Source organism: Thiomonas sp. (assembly GCF_054608695.1).
Genome location: NZ_JBTRXV010000001.1, coordinates 175136 through 201952, shown reverse-complemented (window position 1 = coordinate 201952; position 26817 = coordinate 175136). Strand labels below are relative to the sequence as shown.

General features: G+C 63.1%; 32 protein-coding genes. 11 read left to right on the top strand and 21 right to left on the bottom strand.

The annotated features are described in order from the left end of the window. From ACYCUK_RS01420 to ACYCUK_RS01400, 5 genes are read right to left on the bottom strand one after another with little or no spacing between them, the layout of a single operon-like run. Complete coding sequence (locus ACYCUK_RS01420) at positions 1 to 531, bottom strand: disulfide bond formation protein B (protein WP_461593056.1); 531 nt, start codon at positions 529 to 531, stop codon at positions 1 to 3. Next, positions 509 to 2893 carry a mechanosensitive ion channel family protein gene (locus tag ACYCUK_RS01415; protein ID WP_461593055.1) on the bottom strand — a complete coding sequence of 795 codons (2385 nt, stop codon included), beginning with the start codon at positions 2891 to 2893 and terminating at the stop codon, positions 509 to 511. The genes ACYCUK_RS01420 and ACYCUK_RS01415 overlap by 23 nt, the downstream gene beginning before the upstream one ends. Next, positions 2824 to 3582, bottom strand: a complete 759-nt coding sequence (locus tag ACYCUK_RS01410; protein ID WP_461593054.1) for an apurinic/apyrimidinic endonuclease family protein — start codon at positions 3580 to 3582, stop codon at positions 2824 to 2826. The genes ACYCUK_RS01415 and ACYCUK_RS01410 overlap by 70 nt, the downstream gene beginning before the upstream one ends. Beyond that, a complete protein-coding gene (locus ACYCUK_RS01405) occupies positions 3579 to 4094 on the bottom strand; it encodes a hypothetical protein (RefSeq protein WP_461593053.1) in 516 nt (171 codons plus the stop codon). The genes ACYCUK_RS01410 and ACYCUK_RS01405 overlap by 4 nt, the downstream gene beginning before the upstream one ends. Beyond that, entirely contained in the window at positions 4091 to 4627 is a 537-nt protein-coding gene (locus ACYCUK_RS01400; protein WP_461593052.1) for a hypothetical protein, read from the bottom strand. Before ACYCUK_RS01400 ends, ACYCUK_RS01405 begins: the two co-directional genes overlap by 4 nt. A 136-nt stretch (positions 4628 to 4763) precedes the next feature. Between ACYCUK_RS01400 and ACYCUK_RS01395 the strand changes: the two genes are divergently transcribed. Both ACYCUK_RS01395 and ACYCUK_RS01390 read left to right on the top strand, forming a co-directional pair. Continuing rightward, the gene (locus ACYCUK_RS01395; RefSeq protein ID WP_461593051.1) at positions 4764 to 5042 is read left to right on the top strand and encodes a hypothetical protein; all 279 of its coding nucleotides are present in this window, start codon (positions 4764 to 4766) and stop codon (positions 5040 to 5042) included. Positions 5043 to 5275: 233 nt separating this feature from the next. Beyond that, complete coding sequence (locus tag ACYCUK_RS01390) at positions 5276 to 5413, top strand: hypothetical protein (RefSeq protein ID WP_461593050.1); 138 nt, start codon at positions 5276 to 5278, stop codon at positions 5411 to 5413. Positions 5414 to 5490: 77 nt separating this feature from the next. On the opposite strand, the gene ACYCUK_RS01385 is transcribed toward ACYCUK_RS01390, so the two are convergent. Beyond that, positions 5491 to 6312: a hypothetical protein gene (locus tag ACYCUK_RS01385; RefSeq protein ID WP_461593049.1), complete on the bottom strand. Its 822-nt coding sequence runs from the start codon at positions 6310 to 6312 to the stop codon at positions 5491 to 5493. A gap of 78 nt (positions 6313 to 6390) precedes the next feature. Then, on the bottom strand, positions 6391 to 6558 hold the full coding sequence (locus ACYCUK_RS01380) for a hypothetical protein (RefSeq protein WP_461593048.1): 168 nt from the start codon (positions 6556 to 6558) through the stop codon (positions 6391 to 6393). A gap of 312 nt (positions 6559 to 6870) precedes the next feature. Here ACYCUK_RS01380 and ACYCUK_RS01375 point away from each other — a divergent pair, with 312 nt between their 5' ends. Beyond that, positions 6871 to 8100: an AAA family ATPase gene (locus ACYCUK_RS01375; RefSeq protein ID WP_461593047.1), complete on the top strand. Its 1230-nt coding sequence runs from the start codon at positions 6871 to 6873 to the stop codon at positions 8098 to 8100. Positions 8101 to 8210: 110 nt separating this feature from the next. Here ACYCUK_RS01375 and ACYCUK_RS01370 read toward each other — a convergent pair whose 3' ends face one another. The 9 genes from ACYCUK_RS01370 to ACYCUK_RS01330 form a co-directional block, all read right to left on the bottom strand. Continuing rightward, complete coding sequence (locus ACYCUK_RS01370) at positions 8211 to 9353, bottom strand: GGDEF domain-containing protein (protein ID WP_461593046.1); 1143 nt, start codon at positions 9351 to 9353, stop codon at positions 8211 to 8213. Between the two features lie 91 nt (positions 9354 to 9444). Beyond that, entirely contained in the window at positions 9445 to 9669 is a 225-nt protein-coding gene (locus tag ACYCUK_RS01365) for an RRXRR domain-containing protein (protein WP_461593045.1), read from the bottom strand. Positions 9670 to 10095: 426 nt separating this feature from the next. After that, positions 10096 to 10485, bottom strand: a complete 390-nt coding sequence (locus tag ACYCUK_RS01360) for a hypothetical protein (protein WP_461593044.1) — start codon at positions 10483 to 10485, stop codon at positions 10096 to 10098. A gap of 161 nt (positions 10486 to 10646) precedes the next feature. Beyond that, on the bottom strand, positions 10647 to 11033 hold the full coding sequence (locus tag ACYCUK_RS01355) for a hypothetical protein (protein WP_461593043.1): 387 nt from the start codon (positions 11031 to 11033) through the stop codon (positions 10647 to 10649). Positions 11034 to 11104: 71 nt separating this feature from the next. Further along, entirely contained in the window at positions 11105 to 11764 is a 660-nt protein-coding gene (locus ACYCUK_RS01350; protein ID WP_461593042.1) for a DUF2939 domain-containing protein, read from the bottom strand. A 70-nt stretch (positions 11765 to 11834) separates the two neighbouring features. Further along, positions 11835 to 12554: an EAL domain-containing protein gene (locus ACYCUK_RS01345; protein ID WP_461593041.1), complete on the bottom strand. Its 720-nt coding sequence runs from the start codon at positions 12552 to 12554 to the stop codon at positions 11835 to 11837. 122 nt (positions 12555 to 12676) lie between these two features. Then, entirely contained in the window at positions 12677 to 12862 is a 186-nt protein-coding gene (locus ACYCUK_RS01340) for a hypothetical protein (RefSeq protein WP_461593040.1), read from the bottom strand. Positions 12863 to 12872: 10 nt separating this feature from the next. Then, positions 12873 to 14807 (bottom strand): helicase C-terminal domain-containing protein, encoded by a 1935-nt coding sequence (locus ACYCUK_RS01335; RefSeq protein WP_461593039.1) that lies wholly within the window; start codon positions 14805 to 14807, stop codon positions 12873 to 12875. A gap of 284 nt (positions 14808 to 15091) precedes the next feature. Continuing rightward, positions 15092 to 15499, bottom strand: a complete 408-nt coding sequence (locus tag ACYCUK_RS01330; protein ID WP_461593038.1) for a hypothetical protein — start codon at positions 15497 to 15499, stop codon at positions 15092 to 15094. A gap of 107 nt (positions 15500 to 15606) precedes the next feature. Here ACYCUK_RS01330 and ACYCUK_RS01325 point away from each other — a divergent pair, with 107 nt between their 5' ends. From ACYCUK_RS01325 to ACYCUK_RS01305, 5 genes are all read left to right on the top strand, one after another. After that, the gene (locus ACYCUK_RS01325; protein ID WP_461593037.1) at positions 15607 to 16164 is read left to right on the top strand and encodes an HNH endonuclease; all 558 of its coding nucleotides are present in this window, start codon (positions 15607 to 15609) and stop codon (positions 16162 to 16164) included. Between the two features lie 100 nt (positions 16165 to 16264). Further along, positions 16265 to 16642 carry an adenosylmethionine decarboxylase gene (speD, locus tag ACYCUK_RS01320; RefSeq protein ID WP_461593036.1) on the top strand — a complete coding sequence of 126 codons (378 nt, stop codon included), beginning with the start codon at positions 16265 to 16267 and terminating at the stop codon, positions 16640 to 16642. Between the two features lie 48 nt (positions 16643 to 16690). Continuing rightward, positions 16691 to 18889, top strand: a complete 2199-nt coding sequence (locus ACYCUK_RS01315) for a hypothetical protein (protein WP_461593035.1) — start codon at positions 16691 to 16693, stop codon at positions 18887 to 18889. A 109-nt stretch (positions 18890 to 18998) separates the two neighbouring features. Beyond that, a complete protein-coding gene (locus ACYCUK_RS01310) occupies positions 18999 to 19637 on the top strand; it encodes a thioredoxin domain-containing protein (protein ID WP_461593034.1) in 639 nt (212 codons plus the stop codon). Position 19638: 1 nt separating this feature from the next. After that, on the top strand, positions 19639 to 20016 hold the full coding sequence (locus ACYCUK_RS01305) for a hypothetical protein (RefSeq protein WP_461593033.1): 378 nt from the start codon (positions 19639 to 19641) through the stop codon (positions 20014 to 20016). A gap of 30 nt (positions 20017 to 20046) precedes the next feature. Here ACYCUK_RS01305 and ACYCUK_RS01300 read toward each other — a convergent pair whose 3' ends face one another. The 4 genes from ACYCUK_RS01300 to ACYCUK_RS01285 form a co-directional block, all read right to left on the bottom strand. Beyond that, positions 20047 to 20529, bottom strand: coding sequence for a hypothetical protein (locus ACYCUK_RS01300; protein ID WP_461593032.1), 483 nt, complete (start codon positions 20527 to 20529; stop codon positions 20047 to 20049). After that, on the bottom strand, positions 20526 to 21152 hold the full coding sequence (locus tag ACYCUK_RS01295; protein ID WP_461593031.1) for a hypothetical protein: 627 nt from the start codon (positions 21150 to 21152) through the stop codon (positions 20526 to 20528). The genes ACYCUK_RS01300 and ACYCUK_RS01295 overlap by 4 nt, the downstream gene beginning before the upstream one ends. A gap of 139 nt (positions 21153 to 21291) precedes the next feature. After that, positions 21292 to 22188, bottom strand: a complete 897-nt coding sequence (locus tag ACYCUK_RS01290; RefSeq protein WP_461593030.1) for a DUF3150 domain-containing protein — start codon at positions 22186 to 22188, stop codon at positions 21292 to 21294. 139 nt (positions 22189 to 22327) lie between these two features. After that, entirely contained in the window at positions 22328 to 23275 is a 948-nt protein-coding gene (locus ACYCUK_RS01285) for an AAA family ATPase (protein WP_461593029.1), read from the bottom strand. Between the two features lie 127 nt (positions 23276 to 23402). Here ACYCUK_RS01285 and ACYCUK_RS01280 point away from each other — a divergent pair, with 127 nt between their 5' ends. Next, the gene (locus ACYCUK_RS01280) at positions 23403 to 23588 is read left to right on the top strand and encodes a hypothetical protein (protein WP_461593028.1); all 186 of its coding nucleotides are present in this window, start codon (positions 23403 to 23405) and stop codon (positions 23586 to 23588) included. Positions 23589 to 23633: 45 nt separating this feature from the next. Here the strand turns inward: ACYCUK_RS01280 and ACYCUK_RS01275 are convergent, their stop codons facing one another. Continuing rightward, the gene (locus ACYCUK_RS01275; protein ID WP_461593027.1) at positions 23634 to 24647 is read right to left on the bottom strand and encodes an HDOD domain-containing protein; all 1014 of its coding nucleotides are present in this window, start codon (positions 24645 to 24647) and stop codon (positions 23634 to 23636) included. A 370-nt stretch (positions 24648 to 25017) separates the two neighbouring features. Here ACYCUK_RS01275 and ACYCUK_RS01270 point away from each other — a divergent pair, with 370 nt between their 5' ends. Further along, positions 25018 to 25479: a hypothetical protein gene (locus ACYCUK_RS01270; protein WP_461593026.1), complete on the top strand. Its 462-nt coding sequence runs from the start codon at positions 25018 to 25020 to the stop codon at positions 25477 to 25479. A 77-nt stretch (positions 25480 to 25556) separates the two neighbouring features. After that, positions 25557 to 26768 carry a hypothetical protein gene (locus ACYCUK_RS01265; protein ID WP_461593025.1) on the top strand — a complete coding sequence of 404 codons (1212 nt, stop codon included), beginning with the start codon at positions 25557 to 25559 and terminating at the stop codon, positions 26766 to 26768. Positions 26769 to 26817: the final 49 nt, after the last annotated feature.

Genomic DNA, 26817 nt, shown 5'->3' with positions numbered 1-26817 from the left:
TCAGTCTTCTCCAATGACCGGGGGTTCGTCCGTTCGTTCGGGTGAAAGGGCCGCCAACAGCAGTCCATAGCCGGCGGCCAGCATAGCAAAGTACACGGCGGACCATAAAGACAGGGGTTGCCCCAGCAAGGTCCAGGGAATCAGCGCGCAGTCCCCCTGCGGGGTGAACAGGGAGGCCACGCAATGCGGCAGGCGGGCCAGCCAGGCGTGGTTCTGCGGGGAAACGCTGCAAACATCGGTCAGCACCGGATGCAGCTGCAGCCGCCACTGGGACCAGGCGATCCCGGCCCCGTAGACGGCCGCCGACAGCCCGCTCAGCAGGAGCAGTCGTTGGAGCCACGGCGCGGCCCGAACGGCCGGCAGCGTGAGGCCGACCACCAGCAACGCCAATCGCTGTTCCACGCAAAGTTTGCAGGGCTCGATTCCCTGGGAGAATTGGAGCCACAGCAGAAACCCCCATACCGGGATCGTGGTCAGGGCCGGGATACCCGCCCGCCAGCCGGAGGTTTTACGGTTGTTCCAAGCGTGCATGGGCGAGCGTCTCCAAGGGGCCGGGGGAGGCCGTCAGCGTCAGGTCCACGGTCTGCCGCGGATAGGGGAAATCGATGCCGGCTTCGCGGAATTCTTGCAGGATCCGACGGTGTATGCGGCTGGATACCGTATAGCGACGAGTCACATCGTGCAGATGTACCCGCAATACGAAATCCAGGGTGTACGCCCCGAACCGCAGCAACAGGACCTGGGGCGCGAAACCTTCGGCATGGAGCAGGTCCGGGTCCTCCGCCGTAATGGCCAGCAGCAGTTCCTCGACCTGGCCCGGGTCGGCTTGATACGAAACCCCCAGGAACAGCTCCAGCCGGGCCTGGGTATCGCTATGCATCCAGTTGGTGACGGGCGTGGCCAGCATTTCCGAATTGGGCACGAAAATCTCCGATCCGTCCTGGGCGCGCAGAACGGTGGCCCGGAAGCTGACGCGGTGGACATAGCCTTCGCGGCCGTTGACCGCGATCCAGTCTCCCGGTTTTACCGGCCGTTCGAAGAGCAGGACCAATCCGGCGATGAAGTTGGCCACGACATTCTGGAGCCCGAATCCGATGCCGACCGACAGGGCGCCGGCCACCAGGGCGACGTTATGGAAGCCGAGGCCGGCCACGGCGATGGCCAGCAACAGAGCGAGCGCCACGCCGAGGTAGCGAAGCAACGCCAGCAACGTATGCCGGGAACCGGCGGCCAGGAAGCGGGCGAATCCAGGAGATCGGTCCAACGCCTGGTTGGCCACCCGGTTCAGCCCGATGAGGAGCATGGCGCTCAATAAGGCTGCGCCCCAGCGCAAAGGGGCGATGGAGATGGAACCAATCGTGAATCCGTGGACGAGCGCGGATTGCAAGGCCTGCTTGGCGGCGGCGGGCAACGGCACCAGGAAAACGATGGCCGTGAGGCTCGCCAGCCAGGTGAGCACCCAGGTGGGCGCCATGACCCAGCCGGCCACCGACGGGCTGGGCCGCTGTTCCAGCCAGGAAAGCTCGGCCCGCGTCAGCAGGTCGCCCAGGAGCAGGCCACCGGCCGTCACCAGCAGAATGGGCCAGATCAGCAGGGCCAGCCGGGGATACGCCAGCCAGGGGAGCCCCGCCAGCCCGCCCAGGGCGACCGTGGCCAAGGCGCTTGCCCCCCGGTGCCAACCGGTTTTAGGCCGGCGAAGGATAACCGACCAGATGCTGATCAGCAGGCCGACTGCGGCCAAGGTTTCGCTCAGGCTGACCAACCCCAGCGTGATCGGCGCCAAAAACGCCAGTCGCGGCAGCAGATACCATCCGACGATCCCGGCCAGCCCCAGACCGATTCCTGCCCGGAAAAGCCAGGATTCCTCCGGAAAGCGGAGCTGGACGACGGCGTAGGCCAGGGCGGCCAGGAATAGTGACAGGCTCAAGGGGCCCCACTCCGTATGGGCCAGACTTTGGGCCTGTATCGTGACGGCCCAGGCGGCGAGACTGGACAGCCCCCAGAGATTCCGGCGCAGCACCCGGATCATCCGGCTGCCCCATTGGTGGGCGGGGCGGGGCGGCAGCTCCCGGCGGAGCGCCCAGGCGAGCAGGATCCCTACCAGCAGGGCGCCGAGCCATCCGCGCAGGCGCGGTGGCGTCAACTGGAGGACGTCCTGCGCGATGCGATTCCAGCCCGTCCGCCAGCCGCCGGCCGGGGCCTGCCACAAGGCTCGCAGCCAATGGGGATCGGGAGTCGTCCAGGTCGGCGGCGAAACCGGTTTGGGCAAGGGGTGGGCCATGATCCAGCGTTGCGCCCGATGTTCGGTTTGCCGGGCCTGGAGCAAGGCGACCTCGCAGACGCCTTTCTCGGTAGCCAGCGCCCGCGCCCGTGCTTCCAGGTGCCCCCGTTCCGTTTGCAACAGCGCCGGTTCGTGCGGCGCCACCGGTCCCAGCAGTTTCGTATCGGCGGCCAGTTCCTGCTGTTGCGCCGCCTTTTTCCGGAGGCAGCCTTGCGCCCGGTGGGCCACCATGCGCGCTTGCTGCAGCACGCCCGACAACCGCGAATCCGACCAGTGGGCCATTTCCGCGGCGCGGGGCAGTCCGGATACCGCCTGAGTCAGGGACTCCACGGGTTGCGCCCAGGCGATCCCGCAATCCAGCCCTTCCACGGCGAGGATTCCCAGCAGGATCAGGATGCGCAAAAGGGGCGGCAGCGTACGGAACGGCATCGAACGGGAAACTCCGAAGAAGTTGAAATTATAGCATAGCGGTGGAAATGGTTCCACTCTGACGCGAAAAAAGCGACCGGAACCGGTCGCTTGAAAGTACGGAACAGGCCCGGTTACCGAAGTTGGTTTCCTTCGGTGAACCATACCGCGGTGCCGTTGGCCGAGGTCAGGAACGGCGCCCACTCGGGCGGGTCCCGCAATGCCTGATGGTGGTCCTGCCGGCCATCGTTGCCGGACAGGTGGATCTCGATGCACTTGGGATGGGCCAGCAGTTCCCGCACCAGGGCGGGTTCCCAGCCTCCGGATTGATGCGCCACGATGTTCAGATGGCTGAGGTCTACGACGAAAGAAACACCGGCCTCCAGCAACAGGGCGTATTCCGCCCAGGTCGAGAGCAGGAAGGCATCCTCCGGCGTGGTGTAGTGGCCTTCCACGCCGACTGGGCAACCAAACCACTGCTCCAGCCGACGAATATTGTCCCATAGCCGCGGTAGCGATGCCTGGTCCCGGCGACCCGCATGCAGGGTGTACGCGGGGGCGTTCAACCATCGGCTTAACGCCGCCCAGCGCTGGAAATCGCCTTGGGCTTCCGGTTTATGGGCCTGCGCCGCGTTCCAGGTGATCCGCCTGGAACCAATCCGGACGTTGGCATGCAACCGGAATTGGGTTCCCGGCGACTCTTGCTGCAATTGGGCCAAAGTCGCCTCATCCAGCGCCCCGCTGTTCTGGGGGCACAACTGGACATGCTCCGCCTGGATCGGCCCCCAGGCCGGCTCCTGCGCGGTCCGCAGCCGGGCCAGGGCTTCGGAAAACGAAAGTCCCGGCCAGCAGGCGGTACTGCCCTGGACCCGTGCTACGGCGCGCCCGTTCATTGATGGATCCGGGCGAACAGATCGGCAAGGCTTTCCCGGGTGGGCGGGAACGGCAAGGCCACGATGTCGGCCCTTGCGACGCACCAGGAAATCCGCGCGGGATCGCCTTTCAGGTAGAGGCTGGACATCAAGGCCCCAAGATCATTATCCTGCCAGATTTCGCGCAACTGATCAGCGAGGTCGACCGCGTCGAGGTTTGCGCCCGCCAGCGGACACTCGGGAACCGGCATGTCCCCGTCCCAGCCTAAGTCCATGTCGCCATAGTAGACATCCTGTGGATCGGCCGTCACCGCCACCGCCACGTTCCAGCCAAGGCCGTCCCGGACGGCGGTGATGCAAAGTATCTGGAATCCGGGGTTTGCGATCATCAGGCCAGAGAGCCAGAGCGCCGTGGTCATCCGAAGAAGGGTTTTCCGTTGGCCGGCAAGCTCGCTGATCCTGGCGGAAATCTCCTTTTTCTGTGCGCACAAATCCTGATCCAGGTCCTGGGTGGATCCGATGGAGCTTGTCATACGTCCTCCTGACGAGAAGCGATCCGAGAGAACAACTGTTCCAGCCATTCGAGCGTGATCGATTCCGGAGCGTCCAGAACGTCCGCTCGCCTGATCTCCCAGACGATGTCGTGGCAGCCCGGATGCAGTTCCGCCATGGAGTAGGCGACGCTGGAGTCCTCGAGACGCTGGTGAAGCGCGTCGGCGATCTCCTCTTCGGATCCGGGATCGTCCAGCGTCAGAGCGGCTTCTGGTATGGGGGTGTTTCCGTCCCAGCGCAGGGTGTCATGGTGCACGTCCTGTGGACTTTCCAGTTTCACGCGGTAGCTGGCGTCCCAGCAGGTGAAGTAACCCCCTTCGTCGTCATACTCGGAGCGGGAGTCTGCGGATATCCGCAAGGATTTCCACCCCGGGTTGACGGCCATCAAGCCGAACAGCCAAAAGGCGCTCAACTGCCGGTCGATGCGCCGTTGCTCGTCCGTCAGGGTTTCTACGGTCTGCACGATCTCTGCGCGGCGAGCCTCCCTTTGGGCATACAGCATCTCGATATTCATGCAAAACTCCTCTGGTTGGGGGATGGGCCTGCCAGAGTATAGCCAGGGGCTACCTGATCGGCCTTCGTCGCTATACCTGAGATCCGGAGTGGTTTCGGAAGTCGGAAACAGGCCTAGATAATGGAAGGAGCGTGTCATGACGGAAAAGAAAATGAGTCCGCCTTGGGTGCGGCGTTTGGTAGTGGCGGCCGGCCCGCCGGTCCAGTTCCTGGGCAAGGGGCTGCTGGGATTGGCGTTAACCAGCCTGGGTGTGGATGCCAGCAAGAGAACGTGGCTGGTTCCCTTCGCCACGCTGTTCGAGATGGTGACGGTCGGTGTGTTGCTGTGGACGGTAGCGGAGCTGGTCAAGGACATCGGGCCAAAGCCACCAGTCCGTCGCCTGGCGGGTGGCAAGACGAAAAGGAGAAAGAGATGAGACGGAGGTGGTTACCATGCTAGCCCTGCTGGCACAAGGCATTAACCTTGTGGCCAAATGGCTGATCCCCGGGGGTGTATTCGTGGCGCTCCTGCTGTTATGGGGCGTCCGGTATTCGAAACACCACAGATAACCTGCGTGTTCAGGGGAGGCCGCAAGGCCTCCCTTCTTGTTGGTGTTTGCCGGGTCTCCTGCTATACTGGAAACAGGTTGCGACCGAAGGAGAGTTCACAATGCAAACCTTGATTCTGATGTGGCCTGAACTCATGCAGTGGGCCCTGATCGCTGGGAGCGCCGTCGGCATCGTCTATGGAGCGGCGGTACTGTACGCCAGGCGTGCTTCCAAGAAAACCCCCTTCCCTGAGATCTGAACCGATCTGGCGCGATCCGATCCAAAGCGAAACCGCCGATATCGGCGGTTTCCGCGTTGCCGGCAGGAACTCGCGGCTTAGAACTGGTAGGCGATTCCGACGTCGGCGCTGATCTGGGTGGTTCGGCTGGTCGGCTCCTGATACCCCATCGGATTCACTTCCGAGGCCGCAAATCCGAAGCGCTCGACGGCGAGCTTGGTGTACACATGCAACGGCCCGTCTATCCGATAGTCCGCGCCGACGGAAGCACCCAGGACGGGACGGTTGCCCAGACTGAAGTTCATGCCGGGGATTCCGCCTTCCGCGTGGAAGCGCATGCTGCTATCCAGGGTTTCCGAAGCATTGACGTCGGCGGTGAGTACCAGTCGGGGCATCACCTGGACATCCCCTTTCACGCCGAATCCGGCCGCATCGAAGCGGTAGTCCTCGTGGGCGCCCATGACCGCTCCAACCCCCGCCACTTCCCGATCCCAGTTATGATGCTCAAATTGCAGGTAGGGGGTAACCAGGAAATTGTCGTTCAGCAAAAAGCCCTTTCCGACGCGAACCTTGATGTTCTGGATATGGTAGTAGCTGGAGCTGTTGAGCGGCACCTGATTTCCGGAGCCGTTCTGGTATCCCCCGTGATAGCTGGCCGAGCCGAGGTCGTAGCGGTAGCTGACGGCGGCATACACATGAGATATCCCGAATACGTCGTGCATGACCGATACCTTGATGCCCGCCCCGGGGATCACTCCGGATTCCGAGTCCGGGACCGTTCCGTTCGATATCTCCTGGTATTTCTGAAGGAGTCCGTTGATGGAGATCCCCACTTCGTTGTTGACGCCGATGACGTCCGCCTGGGCCGTCATGGGAAATAGGCTCGCCGTGACCAGCAACGCCAGAAAAGATTTGCGCATGGGTTGTTCCTCGTCTGTAAGTCGTGAAAGTGAATTACAGTATAGCGAAAGACCATGTTGCTGCCAATTCGCCGGGGATCAGCCCTTCGGGGTGCGCCGGTCGGCTGCCCAGGCTCCGATCAGGACCCCATTGCCGAGCGACAGCCACAAGACCCATGGCAGGTGCCGTTCGCCAACCAGGGGCAAAAGCAGTGCCGGCCACAGCAACAGCAGCACGGCGATCAAGGTTTTGGTCCAAAAGCGCATTCAGTCTGCTCCTATAGACCTGTACAAACCTGCCGGTGAGCGGGCTGCGAGTCTATCTCGGCATCCGGCGGGATGCCGTTCGAATTCACATTTTAGCATGATCGCTCGCCGGTGGGAACGCGTGTGCCCGGCCAGGCACCGCGTCCAGCCTGTTCTCCACGTTCTTAGACATGTATAGTATATCAAAAGACAAATCCACTTTCGATGTGAATCGATTAGTGCCAGTGAAGTTACCCACAAAATCTGTGGATAACTTCCCGGCAACGGGTGGCCCTATATTCTCATACAAGGACCTATGACAAGGAGCCAAAAATGAGCAAGAGGACCGCAAATCAGCGTACCCTGTGGTTGACGCGGGGACTTCCCGGTTCCGGGAAAACCACCTGGCTGGAACGGCAAGGGCTTACCGGGCACACCCTGTCCATGGACGGGCTTCGCCTGATGCTGGGCGGCCTGGTCCTGGACGAGGATGGGCAGGCGCAGGCCAATGCCGGTCTCTCCTCCGAGGCCCAGACGGTTCTGGCCACCCTGCTGGAGGCCCGGATGAAACGCGGGGACTTCACGGTCGTGGACCGTTGTCACGCGGCGATCAACGAGCTGCAGCCGTATGTGGACCTGGCACGGCGATACCGGTACCAGGTGGCCGTGGTGGACTTCACGGACGTGACTCCGGAGCTGGCCTTGGCGAGGAATCAGGCCCGCTCCGCGCCCTACCGGGTACCGGGAGCGGCCATCGACCGGATGCGCGTTCAAATGGAGGCGCACGCCCGGCACTGGCCCAAGCCGATACGGCGTCTGATGCCGGAGCAGGCGGAGCGTTACCTGGATGCAGGCCCGGAGGACTGGTCGTACTGGAAGCGCGTGCATCACATCGGAGATTTGCAGGGGTGTTACCAGGTTCTGCTGGACTACCTGAGCGATGAAGGATTTCACGATGACGAGATGTACCTGTTCACGGGGGATTACGTCGATCGTGGACGGGAGCACGAACGGCTCTTGCCGTTCCTGTTTTCCTTGGCGGGCCGGCCCAATGTCCGTTTCCTGGAAGGAAACCACGAGCGGCAGCTCTGGTACTGGGCGACGGGACAAGTGGACCGGTGCTCGGAGATTTTCCGGGAGAAGACCCTGCCGCACCTGAGCGACGTATCGCTGCCCGATGCCGAGTCGTTTTGCCGACAGCTGGAACTATGGGCGCACTACCGGTATCAGGGGACGGAGGTGTTTGTCAGCCATGGGGGCGTCACGGCGGTACCGGATCGTCCGGCCCTGGTCGCCACTCGCGAATATACCAATGGGAGCGGTCCCTACGGCTGCCCTGTCGACGAGGTGTTTACCAGGAATGGCCGACCGCACCAGTATCAGGTTCACGGACACCGGAATCCGGATGATCGGCCCATTCGGGCAGGAGCCCGCGGATTCTGTCTCGAAGGCAAGGTGGAGCACGGCGGGGCGTTGCGCGCCGTGATCCTGGAACCGGCAGGCTTCCGCTGCGTGGAGCAGGATAATCACACCTACCGGGAATTCCGGCAACGGTGCGCGTAAGCGAACAGCCCAGCGAAAAGAACGCCAGGCGCGCTTTTTGGACAGGCTGGGGTCTCGTGTGCGCCAGGACGCGCGTTTTTCGGACGGCAAGGATTCGCTCCTTGCCGTTTTTATGCGGATGGACCCAGTTCCCAGCGGGTGATCACGCGATTGCGTCCCGCCTGCTTGGCGGCGTACAGCGCCTGATCGGCCTGCTGGTAGGCCGTGTCGAAGGCCATCTTCGGAGGAGTCCACAGGGCGACTCCCAGGCTGGCGGTCACTCGCTCGGTGATGCCGTTGGGGAGGTGAAACGGATGTCGGGCGAGGTGCGTGCGAAGGCGTTCGGCAATCCGATAGCCTGCATCCGCCGAGGTCGTGTTCAAGACCAGCATGAATTCCTCTCCCCCGAACCGGGCCACCAGGTCGCCTTCCCGCCCCTGGCCTTGCAGCACGCGGGCGACCTCCCCCAAGACGGCATCGCCGGCGGGGTGGCCGTAGGTGTCGTTGAGGCGCTTGAAGTGATCCAGGTCCAGTGCCAGCACGATGGCCGGCGTGGTCCGGGTCCGCAGCTTTCGTTCCAGGCCCCGCCGGTTCAGCACCTGCGTCAGCGAATCCGTGTCGGCTTCTTGCTGATGGCCATGCGCCGCCTGTTCCAGGGCATCGATTCGCTCCAGCAACGTCTGCGTGCTTTGCAGAGCGTGGGCCAGCGCACGGCTCAGGATCCGGCCGCTCTGGGCCACCTGTTGGTTCTTGCTGATGGCGATCGCCATCACCTGCCGCAGCTCCTGGGGGGTCAGGTCGGTCCCGGCGTCCTGGATACCGCTCAGCATCCCGTGCAGCTCCCGGGCGTGCTCCAGCTGCTCGAATAGCCGGCCTTGCGCCAGATTCCCGTCCCGCTGAAATTCGGCCACCCCGGTCCGCAGCGCATGGCGAAGCTGGAAGATCTCAGTCAGCCACTGCAGTTTCTTGGACTGGATGGTCTCCAGGTGGATTTCCGCGTGTTCCGGGGCGCAGGCTGGATCCGCAAGGCGGTTGGTAAGCTCCCCTAGTTCGACCTGCAGCTGGGGATGTTCCATGAGCAGGCCGTTGAAGGCGGCGCAAGCCTGGGCCAGCAAGCGGGTTGGGGTCAGACTCCCATCCCCGTAGTGGAGCGAAAAGTTGAACGGAGTGGGATCCAGGCCCTTGCCGAGCAGGGTGTTGAGCGCATGGCGCGCCAATTGATGGGGGGTTTCGGCCTGGGGAACGGCGCTTGCCGGCAAGGTTTCGGGGGACATGGGAAGACTCCAGCCAGGATTTTTCTGATTATCCGGGATGGCTCCCGGGGCCGACAGGAGTATAGCGTATTCCTCCGTAAGCCCCGCCGCATCATTCAGGGCCGCGGCGTCCTTTGCCGCCGCTGGACGCTCCGCTCGGTTTTCTGGGTAGGCGACGGTGTGTTGACGATCCATCCGAATTCAGCGCTTCCGCTCGAGCGTTTAGCTGGAGCGGAAGCGCTGCCTTCCCATCCCGCAACAGTTCCCGCGTCCGTGCCGGATGGCAGGGCATGAGCGGTTGCCGGTTCCTGTCCAATACCAATACTCTGTTTTGCATGGTCGCTACCTTTTCAGTCTCCGCTCTCGCGGGTTAAGTGCGCCTCGGCAAGGTTATCGGGGCTTGTCATGGCAAGGACACCGGTCATACTCCCGAATCCCTGTTTAATCCTTGCCGACAGGGCCTGGAACTGGCTTTCAGCCCGAAAGGGCGTGCGCGGTAGAGATGCCGCTCGCATTCCAGGGTGTCATGACCCCAATAACGTAGTCCCGTACTCCTTATAGGGACTGAGCCTGGTCAACCAGGAACCTGCTTTCACAAGCTCTGCCTATAGCCTTAATGGCTTAGGGGGTGTGGTTGACTCCCTGGATGGATGGGACGCTTGGTTCCACAATGGCCTCGGCAAGTCCTAAAGCGTTAGTATATCAACAGAAACCGGATAACTCAACCAGTATCAGTTCGCTCATTCCTGTTTCCGACCGTCTATTAAGGATTTCGTGTTCTGTGGTCATTTCCTTTTCCTGGCAGTGATTCTTTCGGAACCGTAATGGACAATACATTAGCACTGGTCGCAGGCGCGGCGGCGCTGACCGGAGGCGCGGTGGGCGTCGAGATGATCATGGGGGGATTTACTCCCAGCCGTTCACTGTACTGCAGGGTCAGATTGGTACCATCCTGGGCCAGCAGGGTACCCGTCATGGCGTACTTGCCGCCCGGGAGGACCCACAACAGGGCGCTGGGCGTGGTGGGCGTCACTACCTTGGTCCCAGGGGGCGCCACCAGTACCGCAGTCAGGCCGTCCGGGCCCGCCATCTGCTTGACGGCCGCCAACGAGCCCTTCCCGAACCGCTGGAGAAAGGTCTGGACGGGGTTCACCGGGGGTTTGGCGGCACGGATCGCCGGGGCCGTCGGGGCCGGAGGCGCTTTCGGCGGCGCGGAGTGCGAAGTACAGCCCGCCAGGGCGGCGAGCCCGGCCAGAACCAGGGCCGGACGAACTAGCCGGCGGTTACGAACCATGGGCATAGGGGGAACTCCTGTCATTGGGTGCAGCAAGGGGTGGTGGGCGTGGCCGCCGAGCAGGCGGGAACGGCGCTGATGCCGACCGCCGTATCGGCGGCCTGGCAGCTCGCCTGACTGACGCCGTCCTGGGTGACATAATCGCCGTTCACCGCCCAGCCTCCGGGCGGAACGACGGTAAGGTACCCTTCCTGGGTCAAGGTGGACAAGCTTGGAGGCAGCGCCCCCGCGTTGGCGTTCTCGTAAAGCAGAATAGCGCCCGCGAGCTGGTTGCCCTGGGCCTGGTAGGCCGCGGCCTGGGCGGTGGCCTCGTTGTCGGAGAAGATCGGACCCCCGTAGTAAATACCGGCGATCACCAGACCAACGACCAGTATCGTCGCGATTAAGGCGATAATCAGAGCGAACACGGGGCACTCCCATCAGGCAATAAGGGACCGGATGCCCGGTCATCGAGTGGAGTATAGCGACGCTCTTCTTCTCAGGATTTCGCGGGGGCCTGCGGCCTTTGTGGCGTCTGCGGGGCCAGCGGCTTTCGTGGCGCCAAGGGTGGCTGCGCCTTTGAATCCGCCAGGAGCGCCGTCGCTTTCGCGATCGCCCGTTCGGTGGCCGGGGCCGGATAGGCCGAAACCGGCATGCCCGGCGGCAACATCTCCACATCGCCGACCTTCCAGGTCAGCCAGCCCTGGCGGTAGAGCACGACGCGGACCTGACCTCCGGACGGCCCTTTCAGCGCCACCAGGAACCGGTCGGGAGCCAGGAATCGATAGGTGTAGCCCGCGATCGGGATGTGTTGTCCCAGCTGAGGAAGCGTCTGCCGCAACAGGGCGCTCACCCCCGCCGGCGTGGCCATCTGGCGCGACCCGTTTTCCGCCGCGGACACCATGGCCGCGGGAGGCAGGTTCAGGTGATGGGCCGCGTTGTTCTGGGCGATGATCCGATAGAGGTTGGCGCGCAGGTTGACCCGCAAGGCAGGGTAATCCATCTGGGTGGCCAGGTACGGAATGTTCTGGTGGCTCACGGCCATTCCAAGCCGCTCCGCTTCCCTGGTCGGGGCCAGGTAATAGATCATCCCGATGCAGACGGCGCCGGTGACCAATGCCGCTCCGGATAGCCAGCCAATGCGCGCACGGGTGAACATCGTGGGCGCGGTGGACGCTGGCGATGGCCGGTCCGGTGTGCGTTTTCTTGCCATGAATCCCCCTGAAGAATTATAGTATACCTAAAGCAGATGATCGGTGGAAGCCCTGGCCGCCCAGGGAATCCGGCCTGTGCCTGCGCGGAATGCCCAGGGCATACCCCTGCCCGTACTGGATGCCAAGTTCCCGGGCCCGGGCGCCGCTTTCCCGCTCGTCTTCCAGGCCTTCCAGAATGATCTGGTGGCCGAGGTCCCGGAGTCCGGCCAGCAGTCCCAGGCAGAAGCGTTGCCGTTGTTCCGCGGCCCGGGACCGCTGCGGGCGGAACCAGGGAATCCAGCGCTTGTCCAGCTTGACGAATTCGAAGGGGGTATCCAGCAGATACAGGACGTTGGCGTGCCCGGTCCCGAAGTCGTCCAGCACCAGTCGTATGCCGAGCTGGATCAAGGTGTCCAGCCGCTTGCGCATCAAGGCCCGGTCCGTCGCCGTGTGCTGTTCGGTGATCTCCAGGAAAAAAGGCTGGATCCGTGCGAGTTGCCGAAGTGCCCGCCAGCTGCCGGCATCCTCGACCAAGGCCTTTTGCGAGAGGTTCACGCCGATCGGAGTAGTCCCCAGATGGCCCGCCCGAACGTCCGCCAGGATCAGTTGCAGCGCGGAACGCTCCAGGCGATTGCTGTTTCCGCGGTCGGCTGCTTGCCGAAACATGGCTTCCGTATCCTGGCTTGGCGACCGAAGCAAGGCTTCCGAATAGAGTACGCGGCCGCTGGGCAGGTGACGAATCGGCTGGTAATGCATTTCCAGGGGTACGGCGTTCGGCATTCGGCATCCCGTCAGATCTCGATGATTTGGGTGTATAGCACCCGACCGGAACCGGCGCGATAAAAAGCAGGGCGGCCAGCGCCCCGCGAATCATGATGCTATTTCTTCCGAGCCAACCTTCCCTTTTGGCCGGCGAACAGCTGGCTCAAGGGGAGGACGATCATCGCCCAGAGCCAAATTCCGGATATGGCTCCGATCACCAGCGAAAAAAGGATGCCGTTTCCGGCCATCACGGCGACTAGCCAGCAGCCGCCGATCAATCCTGCGAGTGCCATTTTCTTCAATTTGGTTCTCCTATAGCAGACCTGAACCTAATATAGGCATCGGCTTGAGTTTTTCTGGATCCTCCCTGATCATCTCGAACGGCGGCAGGTCTTTCAGCATGGCGCGTCCATAGTCGGTATCCCGAAGCCGTAGGTCGAGGCAGGTGATTCTCCCCCGGTCGGTATCCCGCCGTACCAGTCTCCCCGCCGCCTGCACCAGGCGGCGGGCGGCGCCCGGTAGCGCCACCTTCCGGAAGTAGCTGGCGCCGATGGCTTCCTGGCGGGCCTCCTCCAGGGGGGTGGCCGGGAACGCAAAAGGCAACCGGGTCAGGATGACGTGGGTGCAAAGGTTTCCGGGCAGGTCCAGTCCTTCCGAGAAGGTCTGCAGCCCGAACAGCACACTCCCCTGCCCGGCTTCGATTCGCTCCTTATGCCGCTGCAGGAGCGCCGGGGCCGCGCCTCGTCCCTGCACCAGGCATCGCTTGCGCAACGGTTCCGGCAACTGTTCGGCCACCCAGCGCATGAGCCGGTCGTTGGTGAACAGAACCAGGGAACCTTCGGCGGGGTCCAGTCTCCGGCTGAGTTCGCTGACCAGCATGTCCGGGTACCCGGAATCTCCCGGGCTGGCCGGCAGCGGTGGCAAATGGAATTGGCTACGATGATAAGGCAACACGGGTGGAACCACCTCGAAGCGGGTATCGCCGGGGAGCCCCGCGCTCTCGGCAAAGGCCTCGAAACCACCCAGCGCCCGCAAGGTGGCGCTCATGAGCACGACGCGCACACCCCCGGCCCAGGCCAGGGCCTGCAGAACTCCGGCCCCTTCCAGGGGGGTGGCGCAGAACCGATAGCCGTCTTCCGGATGCCGTTCCACCCATCGCGCGCAGGCCGGCAGCGCGGGATCGAGGCCGGCAAAGCGGACGAGGCCTTGATGCAGCCGCTGCACCTCGCCGGTCAGGACGCGGCCGCGATTGAGCAGCGTCAGGGTCGCTGGGTCCTTCCGGTTCTTCATCTTTCCCTGGATCTCGCCCAGCGCGGTGAGGAACGCGCCGCACGCCACGGCCGCATCGGTGGCCAAGGGCTTCCAGGGGGCGGGAACCGTTCCCTGCCGGAACCGTAACCAGTTCTCCGGGGTGATGCTGGATTGTTCGGCCAGGGATTCCAGGCGCAGGCAATATTTGGCCGTATCCCTGCGGGGGGTTACCGCCTCGGTAATCCGGTGCCCGGCCTCCTGAGCCTGATGCAGCCAGGTATTGACTTGGCCCAGCGTGCTTTCCGCTGCGGAAACCGCCGCGATCCCGGCGCCACTGTCCCGGGCGATATCCGGCAGGTGGTGGGCTTCGTCAAAGACCAGCAGATATTCGACGAACGGAAACAGGGGTTCCACCCCTTCGGCGCGCATTTTCAGGTCGGCGAGCACCAGCGAATGGTTGGCCACCACAATCCGGGCTTTTTCCAGGCGCATCCGGTCCCGGTAAAAGGGGCAGTCGCCGAACTCGGGGCAGCGTTTGCCGCTGCAGGTTTCCCGGCTGGCCTGCACCAGAGGCCAGGTCTTGCGGGGGAACCGGCCTTTCCAGCTATCCCGGTCCCCATCCCACTGGCCTTGGTCCCAGGCTTCCAGCATGGTCTCGGCCTCCCGCATGGCGTCGGCCTCGGCATCCTCGAACCCGTCCATCAGGCCCAGCTGGACCGGGGCGGCGCTTCCGGTCAGGCCGTGGCGGGTCATTTGCGGGCAGAAATACCGGCCCCGCCCCTTGGACAAGACAAAACTCCCGGCGGATACCAGACCAGCATCCACCAGCGCGGGCACATCCTTCCGGTAGATCTGCTCCTGAAGCGCCACCGTGGCGGTGGAGATGACGATGGGCAGCCCGTTTTCCGCCTGGGCCTCCAGGGCCCCGATCAGATAGGCGAACGTCTTGCCGGTGCCGGTGGCGGCCTCCGCGCACAGCACCCGGCCGCTGCGCAAGGCATCCCGAATCCGGCGGGACAAGTCCTCCTGCCCGGATCGGCGCTGGAAGCCCACGCGCTCCAGGGCGGCATAAGCCAGGGATACCCCGTCGGTACGAAAAGGGATTACCTGGGCGGTGGCAAGGCTGGGCATGAGACGCTCCCAAAATGAACGATCGGATCATTTTAGTATATCCTTAGAATATGCACCAGCCACCGAATTCCGCCAGGGAAATCGGTTCACGGGCAAAGAAAAAGGAACCGATGTTTCGGTTCCTCGTAAAACAAATGGGGGTGGCGGGCCTAGAAGCTCCAGGGGCGGGCCACCGTGGGGTCTGGCTTGAGCTGGCCTTTAGGCAGGGGGTTGGCGGTGATCGGAGGCTTGACTGGATTCGAGGCCCCAAGCACCTCCAGGGCCAGCTGGAGATCCCCGGCCAGGAGCGCTTGCAACTTGTCCACCATCCCCTGTCCAAGCTGGTGCACCGGCCCGACTCCGACTGAGTTGTATCCTTTCCGCCGCTTCTCGTTCTCCTTGGCGGTAACCGAACCCTGGACCCGCTGGATCTGGCCGCCGCGGACGGTCATCCCGATACCGCTCTTTGCCCCCCAGAACGCCAGGTATTCCTGGGAGGACAAGCGCAGGCTGGCCCAGATCTTGGTGGAGTGGCTGAAAATGTTGACTTGGACCGTTCTTACATCCGGGTCGCTCATGGAAACGCTCCTTCTCAACTGTCTACTGTTCCGAATATAGTTCCTACTGATCTTGTTTATTATACCATAAGACGCTATACTTGCCTATCAACAGCCGGGAGGCGGCCATGACGGCACAAGTGTTGCAACTGGATATTCGCGGGGAGCCCCGGGCCTGGATCGGCCTGGAGGACGCGGCCGCCTATTACGCGACCGACCGGGTCGCCTGGTCCTGGGGGGACCCGATGACCCTGCTGCATGGGGGCATCAATCGCCGGCGGGGGCAGCAAAGCCTGCTGGAGATCCATCCGGTGATCGCGGTCAAGGGCCAGCGGTTCTTTCACGACCATCCGCCGCACCTGACGAACGAGACCCTGTTCGCCCGGGACGAGCACCTGTGCCTGTATTGCGGCCAGGAGTTCCCCAAGAGCCGGTTGACGCGGGACCACATCCAACCGGTCTCCCGCGGCGGCCGCAACGCCTGGATGAACGTGGTCTCCGCCTGTACCGCCTGCAACGCCAGGAAGGATAACCGGACTCCGGAAGAGGCGAACATGCCGCTGCTGGCGGTGCCCTTCGCGCCCAATCATGCGGAGTACCTGTACTTGCGCGCGTCCGGACGAATCCTGGCCGATCAGATGGACTTCCTGAAGGCGCGTTTCAAGCATCCGCGGATGTTGACGTAGCTTCAGGCCGGACGCGCTTGCCGTCCCGAAGCCTGAACTCGCGCAGTCCCGTGTGTTCAGGCTTTTTCTTTACTCTTTGGGCCACTGCGGGAGCCGTCTCATGCGCTTTCTGGGAAAACAACTGATCGCCGAGCTGTACGGATGCGACGAACGGCTCCTGTCGGATGCCGATGCCGTTCGCGTCGCCATGCTGGAAGCGGCCAGTCGGGCGCGGTGCACGATCGTCACCCAGGCGTTCCACCACTTCTCGCCCTACGGCGTCAGCGGGGCGGTCATTGTGGCCGAATCCCACCTAACCATCCACACCTGGCCGGAATACGGCTATGCCGCAGTGGATGTCTTCACCTGCGGGGACAGCGCCGATCCTGAGTTGGCCCTGGCCTTCCTGAAAGAGGCGCTGGGAGCCGCTACGATTTCCGCCACGGAATTGCGGCGCGGGGCAGTGGCCGCGTCTCCGGGATCGACGGTTACCGGCTGAGCCTATATTGCCATAGGACCTTTTCTGATCAGGCCAAAAGGAGTGACGATGAAGATATACCAAACCGCTTTACTGGCGGAAGCGCGCAGCGACAGCCCGGCGCGGGAATGCAGCCTTCGGGCGAGCGCCCAGGCATTCCGCATTCTGTCGGACACCTTGTATTCCGACAAGATCGGAGCCGTTATCCGGGAGATCGGCTGTAACGCCAAGGATAGTCATGCAGCCGCCGGTTGTCCGGAACGCCCCATCCTCGTCAAGCTTCCGAACGTCGTCAGCCCGGAATTCTATATCCAGGACTACGGGACGGGCCTCAGCCACGAGCAATTACTCGAGTTGTACACGACTTATTTTGCTTCGACGAAAACGGACTCCAACAGTTTGGTGGGCGCGTTCGGCCTGGGGTCCAAGTCGCCCTTCGCGTATACCGACCAATTCTCGGTGGTATCCGTGCACGGGGGCGTGCAGCGCACGTATGCGGAGTACATCGGGACCAACGGCGTGCCCCGGATCCAGTTGATGGGGGAAACCCCGGCTACCGACGACTGGCCTTCGGGCCTGCGCGTGGGTTTTCCGGTTCCGGAGAAGGATTTCGCGGAATTCGAGCGTAAAGCGTTAGAGCAGCTGCGCTGGTTTTCGCCCATCCCGGAACTACAGGGAACCGCTACCCGCATGGCATCACCGGGACCGCTGCTCCGGCTCGGATCGGGTCTGTCCCTATCTGCCCGGACAGGCGGCTCACACTATCTCACGGTGCTGATGGGCGGCGTGGCCTACCCATACGAGAAGGACGACCATGCGTTCCTGGATCGACCTTTGCTGGCCCGAATCCTTGGCGCTAACGGGGGTCTCCTGGTGGAGGCGCCGATCGGTCGTTTTTCGGTTTCGGCTTCACGGGAAAGCTTGTCCCTGGATGCCCGGACGTCCCGTAATCTGCAGCGGTACCTGCGGTTGGCGGAACAGCGTATCGCCCGGTTTTATGACGATCTGTTTCAGGCCGAAGCCTGGACGGAGGACGAGTCCACCCGTCCACTGCTCCTGACGAAGTGGTTAGCCTTTGGCGAGCAACCCCAGTCGCTTCGGTCCATGTTGGGCCAGGGGGCCTTGGCCTGGTTGCGGACGGCCGGCGCCCGATACGGATGGCTTACCGACACCTGTCCACCGTTTGCGCCAGCACTGTACGCACACGGTGCCCGGGCGGTGTATCGGATGATCGCATTCGGTCGCCGCTGGGGGGCACATCTGGTGGATCGTGAGAGTTCCGAGTCGGTCGGCTGGTTTAGCTCCCCGCATCTGGTCTATCTGTCGCCGGAAGACAAGATGCCCACTCAGCGGCAGTTACGAGACTATGCCAAAAATGGGGGTTTTTCGGTGCTGGCCCTGTTCCCGGACCGAGAAACTGCCGAGCAGGCCGCCATCCTGACGGGTCAACCGGTGGCAGCGTATTCCAGCCTGGCTTGTTTTCAACCGAAGCCTCGAGCGGCGCGCGCCCCCCGGGCGGCTTCCGGCACGTCGTCACCGGCCAAGGGCAAACGGATCCTGACGTATTGGGGGCGGATGGGGTGCGGCAACGGGGAAGTCGATCTGGACGGGCAAAGCCTCTATCTCCGGCTGCGGAAAGGGGAGTCGGTGACCAAGCTCAGGAATACGGAGAAGCGGCAACATTTCGAATCAGGTCCTGGTTTTCGGATTTACGCCAACGGTGCCGATCTGAACCTGATGCAGGCTGCCGTAGGTCGCCTTTCCGGGAATCCGGACATCCGGATCCATCTGCTGCAGGGGGACACTAAGGCTCCGGCCGGTTGGCTGCCGCTGGAAGCCTGGTTCTCGAGCCGACTTCCCGCCGAACCGATACCGCTGCCGGTAGGGAGCGAACGGGACGAGAGCTATCACCTGCTGATGGCCTATCGAGGCCAAACGACGTTCCGGCAGGCCGTCCAGGGCACACAACTGGGGGTGCTACTGGCCGAAGCCAGTGCCGTCTATGACGAGGCCCAAGTCCGAATGATTGTGTCCCGTGCCGAGGATCTGCAGACACTAGCCTATTATTTGACGGGGACCTACCGGCTCCCTTCGGGGGAGGAGATCGCCGATTCGGGCGATCGGCGGAGGTTCCGCGAAAAACTCCGATCGGTCATCCCCTTGGGAAAATTCCTGGAGACCTACCACCTGAAGGATCCGGAGATCCTCCGGCAAATCGCGTTGGTAGCCTCGTTGTACCCGGCTCCCGCCTTGGCCGCGGAAGTCTAGTTTCCCGTAACTTTCATCGCCGCCCCTGCCGGGCGGCGATCTTTCGTTTCGCGCCCCGCCTTGCTATACTTTCACTATATCATAAGTCAACGCATTGCAAGGAAGGCGAATGTCCCCACATCACGAGCGCCCCGCGAGTTTGCGCCATTCCTGGTTTTCCGGAGCGGTCTTCGGACTGGCCTTGGCGGCGGCGCCCGCAGCCTGGGCGGCGGATCCACCTGCGTCCGTAGCCATGGAACCGGGCAGCTTGTTCCAGTTCCTGACGCCCCAGCTGAACACGTCCCAGCGCCAAATCCTGGCGGCATTCCCGGGGTATACCGTGGGTCCGGAGAACGGCAGACGAGTCTACATCCTGTTCCGACCGGATTGTTCCCATTGCCACGCGCTGTGGCGGCAGTTGCAAGTTCTCCGTAACACCAACCCGGAAGTGGCCGCGCTGCAGTTTCGCTGGATCCCCGTGCTGGTCACGGTTGCGGATGCGCAGCGGCTGCGGCCGTACTGGCACACGCCGCGAAACGCCCGGTCTCTGGCCGGGCTGATGTCAGGTGCGCCCGCTGCGGAGACCGTAGATGCTCCGCCTTCGATGCTCCAGCTGGAACAGCGTATGGCTCCCGCCTTGGGCTGGCTACGCCAAACCGGGGCACAGGACGTGCCGGCGGTGGTCGCCCCCCTGCCCCGTCGGACCGTCCGATTGCGCCTGGGCGATCCGGTGGATTCCGTCCTGCTGGCCTGGCTGGGGGTTTCCTGACATGACCAAGCTGAACCGATGGCTGGGTGCCGCCGGGCTTCTCATCCTGGCGGGTTGCTCCCATCCCCCGGCCACCCCGATTTCCGGAAGCCGCTCGGTCGCGGCCACCGAATCGACCGGCGCACTGCGAATGCCGCTCGTCGTGTTCCCCAGCGTGCTGGAAACCCAGCGGGCCATGGGCCAGACGGTTTCCGCCACGGAAGCCATCGCGAAAACCACGCGGCGGACGGTCCGCAAGCTGCAGTCTCCGGTAGCGGCTGCGGTATCCCCAACGCTCGCGGCGGCGCCAGGCAAGGCGGTCGGCCCCCCGGTGATCGTGACCGCCCCGGTGGTGGCCCCGCTGCCCACGGTGGTCTCCCCTGCGACCGACTCCGGATAGCGAAAGCCCTGGCGCCTTGTCCTGCGTCGGTCAGTTGGCGTACACCCAGAAGGTAACGGCCACCGTGGCGGGCCAAGTGGTGGGGGTGGCCGCGTCGCTGGTGGCGCCGCAGGCGCTCCCGTAGAAAAAAGCCTGGGGGGAGAACTGCCGGGCCGCATTGATCATGCCGGTGTACTGGGCCTGGTTCATGGTGCCGCTCAGGCAGAAGTAATTCCCGGTCGCGCTACCGCTGTAGGGGGCGCCTGCCGTGTAAGCCCAACTCGTGTTCAGCGGCGCGGCCGGCAGGAATACGTATTGGGGGGTCAAGACGCTGGACCAATTGGCGGTTGTTGGCACGGAGCCCGTGGCGGCCACGTAGGCGTTGTAACCGTTCTGTAGCGAGATGAAGCCTGCGGACACCTGGGATTGCGCCGTCGAAATGGAATCGGTATCCGCCGGCAGATAGCTGACGGTGGCCAGGGCCATGGCCGCCAGCAGGGCGATGCTCATGATCGTCAGTACCAGCGAAGTCACCAGCCGCCTCCCAAAATGTTTCCCCCGAATCCACCCCTGGATCCTCCCCGCAGGCCGCGCCAGAAGCCTTTCCCGGAGCGCCTTCCGGTCGGTCGGGGCGGGCCTGCCGGTGCGGACGCAACCCCCTGGGCAGAGGTCACCGGGGGAGAGGCCGTGGCCAAGGGCGGTTTCGCCGCCGATTTCGCCCAGTAGGTAACGGCCATGGCAGCCGGATAACCGGCCGGGGCCGCGTCGGAGGTCGCTCCGCATCCGGCGTTGTAGAAAACGGTTCCGTTCGGGAAATAGCGGTTGGCGTACTCCGCCGCCTCTGCCTCGGCGCACGAAAACGTGCCGCTCAGGCAAAACCATCCGGAAGCAGCGCCGTTCCAGATCCCCGTGCCGTACGCCCAGGACTGCCCCTGGGGCGCGGCCGGTAGAAATCCATACCGGGGGGTCAATAGCGCGGCCCAGCCGGAGGTGGCGGGCAAAACCGAGTTGGTGGCCGCGGTGTAGCCGCTGAACGCGATCTGCCATTGCTGGAACCCGCGCACCAGCATTTGTTCCGCGCGCACGACGGAGTTCGGCTGAGGCGCATTCAGCACAGGGGAGACGGGCGGTCCCCGGAGCGCCGACATCAGGATCATGGCGGGTAGCAACACGGTATCGTTCCTGGATAGGTGGATGCTCCAGTATAGGGCCGGCCTTGTACTCGGGGTTCCGGCTTACAGTCCCTACTCCGGCAAAAAATGACCTGGGAAGGACCCAGGTCAGGAAATCACTGCGTCAGAACGCCCATACGCGGGTGGCTGGTTGTATCGGAAGGGGCTCCGGGACGGCCTTGGGCCGTGCCTCCTGGGCTGATGCTTTCGGCACCAGGGGGGGTATTTCCGGTTCTGCCGGCAATCCCAGTTTGGCGACCTGACGCAGCACCCGCAGAATATCCGGCAACTCCCGCTCATACGGTCCGGAACTCGGCAACGCGTCGAGCACCTTCCGGATTTCGACCGCCGCCTTCCCTGCCCGGGCGTCCAGGAACGCCAGCGACTTGGCTTTTTGGGCCATGGTCACCAGGGGCGAGATCTGGTTTTTCCCGATTTTCGGACGGGTCATGAACTCCTGCCACATTTCCGTGGCGGCCGTCGTCAGTTCCCGGACCAGCTTGTCGCCGAGGCCTTCCATCTCCTGGACCAGCTGATTCCCGGCCAGGCCCATGTCCTGCAAGGCGTCCAGGGCCAACGGATAGGCGTGAATGCCGAATTCGAACCGGCTTCGCACCCAGGCCCGATCGGGCGCCCCCTTGCGGATCAGCGTCTCCCACTGGGGATTCGCCATCGCCCAGGCATCAACCAGGGCATCCCAATCGGACACCAGGAACGCGGCCTGTTTCCGGGCGTCGGCCAGAACTGCCTGGATCTCGGTGACGGTTTCCGAAACCTCCGCCGGATTGTGGCCAAAACCGTCCATGATCCGGATGCCTCGCTTGGCGGCGATCGCCCAAACCTGCTTCCGCCATTTGTCGAAGGGCTTCAGATGATCGGGATCAATGACTTTCTTCACACCCAGCGAGGCGATCCGGCTATCCGGAAGCTGCTCGGCACCCTTGCCCAGATCTTCGCGACGAAGCACATGCTCGCCGCCGTAGACATGGAATACTGGGGCCAATACTGTCACTTGCGTCATTGCATTGTCCTCTTGGTAAACTGCTGCATGTTAGTATAGCAAAAGAGAAAGGCGCCCGGATGGGCGCCTTCTGAAGCGCTTTGGCTAGACGTTGCGGCCGTTTGTTTCAATCCACGCCCTGCTATAAGGCCGGGCGATACTAGACGTTGCGGCCGAACACCCGGGAACAAATCCCTTCGACCGCCCTTGCCTGGTCGGGGTCCAGCCGATTCAGGAAGGCCGGTTTCAGCGCGTCCATGACCGGTTGGGCCGTACTGTCGGCAAAGGCCACCGACATTTGGGCCCAGCGGACCAGCGTGCGGGTGGAGATCGTGTGGTTCATTCCCGTTTCCTGGACCCCTTTGAAGAGGTCCCGAACCTCGTTGGCCACCCGGATCATGGCCTCCGAATAGCAGGCATCCATCGTGGGCACCGCGGCCCTGATGACCGCGACTTCCTCTTCCGGGGACATATAGTCGATGATCACCGACATGGACCGGTCCAGCCAGGCCGGATTCTGGGCCGTCACCCCTTTGTAGATCCGGGCGCGATCTCCACTTCCGGCCGAATTTCCGGTGATGGCGATCCGGAAATTCGGATGTGGTTCGATGACCTCCCCTGTTTCCACCACCAGGATGGACTTGCCATCCAGGGCGGCATTGGTGCCCATGGCCGCCGAAGGATTCAGTTGGTCCCCTTCGTCCATCAGGAAGATGCCTCCCGCCTTCATGGCCTTGGTCAGCGGCCCTTCACAGAATTCGTGGCCGCCCTTGATGTAGAGGCCGGTGAATTCCGGGTATTCGGTCCGGGCATGACAGGAGACCTTGAATACCGGGAGGCCCAGCCGCGCCGCGCCCTGCTCCACCAGGGACGATTTTCCCGCCCCGGTGGGGCCGTGCAGGAAGAGGTTTTGCTGCTCTCGGCCGAACAGCCAGTACAAGAGGATCTGCACCAGTTCCTTGCGGAACTTGTAATGCGGGTCCACCCGTGGAACGTAGGACGCGAGACCTTGTTCCTCCGCGCCGTAGGTTCGGATGGGTATCATCACCTCCGAATCCAAGCCGAAAACTTCTGCCAACGTCTTTGTCTGGGTGTTGGTGTCGTCCATGCTGTTTCCTTTTGCGTGGCCTGTGAGTTGCTGCATTTTAGTATAGCAAATGCAATTCTACAAGGCGGGAGCGGAATGGGCGCCGCCGTCGCTATACCGTACAGGTCCCTAATTGGAGTACTCAGTCATGCGCAAGGAAGAAGCCGTCATGTCCCCCAAGGAATTTTTGGCCCGGATGGACAGCATGTCCCCGGAGGAAGTGGATGAGGTTCTCGACGACCTGATCGCCCGGTATGCCATTAACCGGCCGACGGGCCTGAACGCTCGCGCGGAAGCGGAAGCGGAGAAGCCGTTGCGGATTGCCTACGGCTAACGAATTCTTTGATCCTTCGAATCGCCCGGAGATCTCCGGGCCTTTTTATGCCTGTGGATCCTTGTCCGGCGCCGTCTGCCGCAACTGGAGCAACGGGCCGCTCACCATCTGCATCTGCTGCGGAGACAAAGTCTCCAGCACGGCGTCGGCCCCGCTCAGCAGCGCCTTCTGGCCGTACCGAAGCCAGGTGGAGAAACGCCCAGGCTGCGCCTGTGCCTGCTGGTCCAGTACCGCCAAGGCGGGCAAGGCATGATCCACGCGATCCAAAAACCGGTCACCATCCTGGTCGGCAAGGCACTCGATCGTGTCCCGCGGCATCTGCCAATGCCGAGCCACCGATGCGCCCATTTCCTGCCCGGAAACCCCATACAGGAAGATTTGCGCCTCGCGGCGGGGAGCTCCGTGCCGGATCAGCCGATCCAGCAGCCCCGCCTTGTCCGCAGAGCCGAAATGCGCCAGCAGGGCATCGCCCATCACCCGGAAGTTGGCGGCCAGACTCACCCGCTCGGGATCCGCTCCCTGGTCCGCGGACCACATCCGGACCCAACGCAGCATCTGGGCGGCCCGCTCCCAGGCGGCCTGCAGCCGCGAAGCATCGTTCACCGCATCCAGCAGCAGCACGGCCTGCAGGACTCCCACGGCGCCCTTGATCCCCATCCGGAGCAGGGCTTCTTCCAACGTCCGCACCGGCCGGGCGGCATACCCGTACCGCAGGGTGTTGACTTCCCGGATCAGGGGAAGGGCCAACCCGGGCTTCTGGGCCAGGAGGCTGTTCAGCAGAGGCGCCGGGTCCTTGTCCGCCAGCCCGCTGCGCAGTACCTGCTGCTCGATGCCGGTCAGGACCGGGATCTGCTCGGCCCAGCCGGGCGCCTGCGCCAACCGCAAGAGCCGCGTGCTCTGCGTAGCGCCGGCTTCCAGCCAAATGGGGTCGGTCCAGCGGACCCGGAAAGCCCCATCCGTCCGTTGCATCAACACCCAGTTGGCTTCCAGCCAGGCGTGGGGAGTCTTGACTGCGAAAGGCCCGGCAAAGGCATAGTGGGTCGTCTTCGCGGTTGTCACCAACTGCTGCAGGCGACCTTTGGTCGCCGGGCTCGTCACTTCCCGCAGGGAAACCGTGTCCCGGCCCCAGATGGCAGTCACCCCCGCCCCGGATAGACAGGGGTCCTCCCCTTTCAGCAACAGATCGTCTGGACCATCTTTTGACACTTCGCCTCCCGGCAGGCCGAACGTGCTTGCGAATGAATGATCAGCATTGGGCATCCTAGCACGGACGGCAGCAACTCTCCAGCCCCAGGACTTCCGCCGTCTCATCCTACCACTCCCTGAAGGGCTACGCGGTTACAGGCGAAGGTTGGTTCTGGGCACCCGGCCTTGTTTGCACACTTGTGCTATAGTATACTTATAACCTTGATTCCAAGGAGGCTTCACCGTGCAACGCACCCCGCTCAGTGATGAGAAGATCGAGCATTTGCTTCAGGAGTTCCGGGTCCTGGCGGAACAGTTTGCCCAGGCCAAAGCGACTCGGGTGAAGTTCGAGGAGGCCCGTAAAATCCGCAAAGCCCGCCTGATGGTTCAGGCGGAAGCCGATGCCGGCATCGTTTCCGCGCAGAAGCAGGAACGATACGCCTACGCCCACGCGGATTATGCGGAAACCGTACGGAACCTGGTGGCCGCAGTGGAACAGGAAACCAGCCTATACTGGAAGATGGAGAGCCTGCGCCTGGAATTTGATGCCTGGCGGTCCCTGGCGGCATCGGAACGCTATGAAAAAAGCGCCTATGGCGTGCCGCCGACGGGAGCCGCCCCCCGGAAAGGGGGGGATTCCGATCGGCGCCTGCCGGCGGTATCGGTGCCCGGGTCCCGGCCTGCCGCCGGAGACGGTTTGCTGTAGCCCCACCTGATATTCATTCACCATCGCTATACTGGGTACCATGCAGCCGCATGGCCCAGGACAATGAGGAGAGTTCCATGGTACCGAGCATCAAAACCCAGGCCGGCGTGACGTTGTTCATCGGCGGCAAGCCCTATTCGGTGGCCAGCGGCGACCGATCCTACGGGGAGATCATCGACTTGATGAAACAACCCGACGCATCGGAAGAGGCATTCCTCGAGGTAATCGAACGAGCCGCTCGCGAGTTGGCCGAGAGTCTGGCAGTGATCGGTGACTCCGGTGTGGCGATCCGAGCCGATGGCTTGGTGACTCTGCACGACAAGGTCATCGACAACAGCCTCACCCGGCGCATGATCCAGATGCGCGCCGAAGGCTTCGATCTGGTCCCCATGGCCCGGTTCCTGGCCAATCTGGATCAGAATCCGTCCTATCGCGCCCGGAAGGAGCTGTATACCTTCCTGGAAGTCGGACAGCTTCCGCTGACCCCCGATGGCCATTTTCTGGCCTACAAGATCGTCAAGGCCGACTACCGGGATTATCATTCCGGGACGTATGACAACAGTATCGGGCAAGTCTGCCGGATGCCTCGCTCGGACGTGGACGATGACTGCAACCGGACCTGTTCGGCCGGGCTGCATTTCTGCAGCCTGGATTACCTCCAGCATTTCGGGGGTGCCGACGGCCATGTCATGATCCTGAAGATCAATCCCCGGGACGTGGTCAGCATTCCGGCCGACTACAACAACACCAAGGGCCGTTGCTGCGAGTATGAAGTCATCGCGGAGTACTCCGACTATCGTCGCGACCATCCCCTGCCCGCGTTCACGGGTTGCGTGGCCGATTTCGAGGATTTCGAGGATGACGATGCGGAGGAATTCCCCGTATTCACCGTATTCAGTTTTGGCAGTGATGCCCAGATCGAAGCGGATCTCGAGTCTCGAGGCGAGTCCTATGCAGATGCCGTCCGCATGGGTGAACGCCTGCTGGCGGCGGGATCGGCCATCCGGGTCCTGATTCAGGCGGAGGAATCCGATGAGGTCGTCCGGGTATTGACCGCTGCCGACCGCAATGGAGAGACCGACGCGGCGCCCGCCAGCTATTCGGTGTTCTACTTCAGCGAGGATTTCCAGCTCGAAGCCAAGCTGTACTCCTCGGGCCGCAGCTTCGACGATGCACAGAAGGATGCACAGATGCTTCTGGCCGTCGGCAAGGGCGCCATTCGCGTCCTGATCCAGGAGGACCAGACCAACAAGGTCGTTCGAGTGATGACCCCGACTGACCTCTGTTAGGCGGATTACCGATTGCGGGCTCTTTGAGCCCGCCTTTTTGTGGGTGCGC

Coding starts and splice junctions, on each gene's coding strand:
- ACYCUK_RS01345 (WP_461593041.1), bottom strand. CDS start 12,554: ATGCATTACCAGCCGATTCGTCACCTGCCCAGCGGCCGCGTACTCTAT.
- ACYCUK_RS01265 (WP_461593025.1), top strand. CDS start 25,557: ATGGTACCGAGCATCAAAACCCAGGCCGGCGTGACGTTGTTCATCGGC.
- ACYCUK_RS01295 (WP_461593031.1), bottom strand. CDS start 21,152: ATGATCCTGATGTCGGCGCTCCGGGGACCGCCCGTCTCCCCTGTGCTG.
- ACYCUK_RS01380 (WP_461593048.1), bottom strand. CDS start 6,558: ATGCGCTTTTGGACCAAAACCTTGATCGCCGTGCTGCTGTTGCTGTGG.
- ACYCUK_RS01410 (WP_461593054.1), bottom strand. CDS start 3,582: ATGAACGGGCGCGCCGTAGCACGGGTCCAGGGCAGTACCGCCTGCTGG.
- ACYCUK_RS01405 (WP_461593053.1), bottom strand. CDS start 4,094: ATGACAAGCTCCATCGGATCCACCCAGGACCTGGATCAGGATTTGTGC.
- ACYCUK_RS01305 (WP_461593033.1), top strand. CDS start 19,639: ATGACCAAGCTGAACCGATGGCTGGGTGCCGCCGGGCTTCTCATCCTG.
- ACYCUK_RS01325 (WP_461593037.1), top strand. CDS start 15,607: ATGACGGCACAAGTGTTGCAACTGGATATTCGCGGGGAGCCCCGGGCC.
- ACYCUK_RS01395 (WP_461593051.1), top strand. CDS start 4,764: ATGACGGAAAAGAAAATGAGTCCGCCTTGGGTGCGGCGTTTGGTAGTG.
- ACYCUK_RS01315 (WP_461593035.1), top strand. CDS start 16,691: ATGAAGATATACCAAACCGCTTTACTGGCGGAAGCGCGCAGCGACAGC.
- ACYCUK_RS01390 (WP_461593050.1), top strand. CDS start 5,276: ATGCAAACCTTGATTCTGATGTGGCCTGAACTCATGCAGTGGGCCCTG.
- ACYCUK_RS01420 (WP_461593056.1), bottom strand. CDS start 531: ATGCACGCTTGGAACAACCGTAAAACCTCCGGCTGGCGGGCGGGTATC.
- ACYCUK_RS01350 (WP_461593042.1), bottom strand. CDS start 11,764: ATGTTCACCCGTGCGCGCATTGGCTGGCTATCCGGAGCGGCATTGGTC.
- ACYCUK_RS01365 (WP_461593045.1), bottom strand. CDS start 9,669: ATGCAAAACAGAGTATTGGTATTGGACAGGAACCGGCAACCGCTCATG.
- ACYCUK_RS01330 (WP_461593038.1), bottom strand. CDS start 15,499: ATGAGCGACCCGGATGTAAGAACGGTCCAAGTCAACATTTTCAGCCAC.
- ACYCUK_RS01370 (WP_461593046.1), bottom strand. CDS start 9,353: ATGTCCCCCGAAACCTTGCCGGCAAGCGCCGTTCCCCAGGCCGAAACC.
- speD (WP_461593036.1), top strand. CDS start 16,265: ATGCGCTTTCTGGGAAAACAACTGATCGCCGAGCTGTACGGATGCGAC.
- ACYCUK_RS01385 (WP_461593049.1), bottom strand. CDS start 6,312: ATGCGCAAATCTTTTCTGGCGTTGCTGGTCACGGCGAGCCTATTTCCC.
- ACYCUK_RS01285 (WP_461593029.1), bottom strand. CDS start 23,275: ATGGACGACACCAACACCCAGACAAAGACGTTGGCAGAAGTTTTCGGC.
- ACYCUK_RS01290 (WP_461593030.1), bottom strand. CDS start 22,188: ATGACGCAAGTGACAGTATTGGCCCCAGTATTCCATGTCTACGGCGGC.
- ACYCUK_RS01280 (WP_461593028.1), top strand. CDS start 23,403: ATGCGCAAGGAAGAAGCCGTCATGTCCCCCAAGGAATTTTTGGCCCGG.
- ACYCUK_RS01310 (WP_461593034.1), top strand. CDS start 18,999: ATGTCCCCACATCACGAGCGCCCCGCGAGTTTGCGCCATTCCTGGTTT.
- ACYCUK_RS01400 (WP_461593052.1), bottom strand. CDS start 4,627: ATGAATATCGAGATGCTGTATGCCCAAAGGGAGGCTCGCCGCGCAGAG.
- ACYCUK_RS01375 (WP_461593047.1), top strand. CDS start 6,871: ATGAGCAAGAGGACCGCAAATCAGCGTACCCTGTGGTTGACGCGGGGA.